At 38.8% G+C, this 1,427-nt stretch carries 2 protein-coding genes; one reads left to right on the top strand and one right to left on the bottom strand.

The genetic code is table 11. The annotated features are described in order from the left end of the window. Nucleotides 1-99 precede the first annotated feature (99 nt). Nucleotides 100-441, top strand: coding sequence for a hypothetical protein (locus JK188_RS17335; RefSeq protein ID WP_036953005.1), 342 nt, complete (start codon nt 100-102; stop codon nt 439-441). Between the two features lie 132 nt (nt 442-573). On the opposite strand, the gene mepS is transcribed toward JK188_RS17335, so the two are convergent. Further along, nucleotides 574-1,161: a bifunctional murein DD-endopeptidase/murein LD-carboxypeptidase gene (gene mepS, locus JK188_RS17330; protein WP_036953007.1), complete on the bottom strand. Its 588-nt coding sequence runs from the start codon at nt 1,159-1,161 to the stop codon at nt 574-576. Nucleotides 1,162-1,427: the final 266 nt, after the last annotated feature.

Here is a 1,427-nt window from a genome sequence, read left to right as displayed (position 1 = left end):
AAAATATGGATAAGTGATGAAGCAAGCTTCCGTTTATCTGAATTAAATCAACAACTTTTTTTACTGCAAAATGATGACATGTTTTAATAGGAAATTTTTGTGGAAAAATTAGGTCTTTCGGTAGTGCACAGGCTGCCGCAAAGCTACCGCTGGTTATCGGGAAAAATAGGGACTGATGTTGAAGTTGTACCTATGAATGATATGAATAGCGATAAGCTAGTGGGGCTAAAATTGCTGAGCCACGACTGTGCAACAGATTGTATTGCAATGAAGCATTTATCTGAATCGTTATCGGAAATGCAGATCGATAACGCCATTTTAGAATGGCAAAAAGAGATGTGTTTATTTATCCGAGCGAGTGATGAGCTAACCGCAATGTGCCGTTTAAAAGCATCCGGTGTTGCTATCGCAGAAATGGCTTCTGGTTTCTATTGTGCTTAATGGCATTGAAACTATTTAATCTTAAGGTCGTCTTTATGATATACGACCCAATAAAAAAGCTTCCGGTTTAGAGCCTGGAAGCTTTTTTATTGGCAAGGTATCTATATGTTACTGCATTAATGTTTCTGGGTTCTATGAGCCATTAACCACACGGCGGCTTGCGTAATAACGCTTGCTCCAATAATCGTTAGTCATTTCAGAAACGATAACGCCATTGCTTGTAGAGGCGTGAACAAACTTATTGTCCCCGATATAAATCCCTACATGCTTCATCGTGCGACCTGTTTTAAACAGAACTAAGTCACCCGCTCTTAAATTATTGCGTTTTACACTTTTACCTGAAGACTCTTGTTCAGAGGTAGTACGTGGTAATTGCACGCCAAATTGTTCGAGGAATGTACGTTGTACGAAGCTAGAACAGTCAACACCACTTTTCGTGGTTCCACCTAAACGGTAGCTTACGCCTTTCCAGCTTGCATATTGATCCATGATTTTGGATTTGGTATCAACACTTCTGACTAAATCTTCGAATTCATCTTGAGATGCCATTGCGAGTGAGTCATTCGATGTTGCATTTAACATACGAGCATCTGAAGATCTTGTGGTTGTCTGACCATTCTTCGACGTTTTCGGTGCCGTACATGCTGAAAGCGTTACGGCAATTGCGACTGCCGGAACAATGCGCCAGATATAGCGCTTAAATTTTTCAGAAGTTAACATTAATAGAATATCCCTTGCCATTTTATTTGTTGCCGTGTGGAAATTACACAACACACTTAAACTGATCCCTGTGAAAAACGCATTAAACGACTGAGTGTATTTTTCGCAGAAAGTGTTTATGTATCGAACAAATTATGCTCTAAATTAGCAGCTATCTTGTGCTCTAACACCTGTTGATTATAAAAAGATAATCAGAAGCTGCTAAAAATCGTACTTATTTTATATATTTGGCTGATGAATATTAGGTTCTTTAACCAAACATAAAG

Origin of the sequence: Providencia sp. JGM181 (assembly GCF_018257375.1) — a bacterium.
GTDB classification, from domain to species: domain Bacteria; phylum Pseudomonadota; class Gammaproteobacteria; order Enterobacterales; family Enterobacteriaceae; genus Providencia; species Providencia lanzhouensis.
The sequence above is the reverse complement of the archived record's forward strand: the minus strand, read 5'-3'. Positions and strand labels throughout refer to the sequence as shown.

What these genes read in the sequence shown, in the direction of transcription:
- mepS (WP_036953007.1), bottom strand. Translation starts at nt 1,161, where the DNA reads ATGTTAACTTCTGAAAAATTTAAGCGCTATATCTGGCGCATTGTTCCG.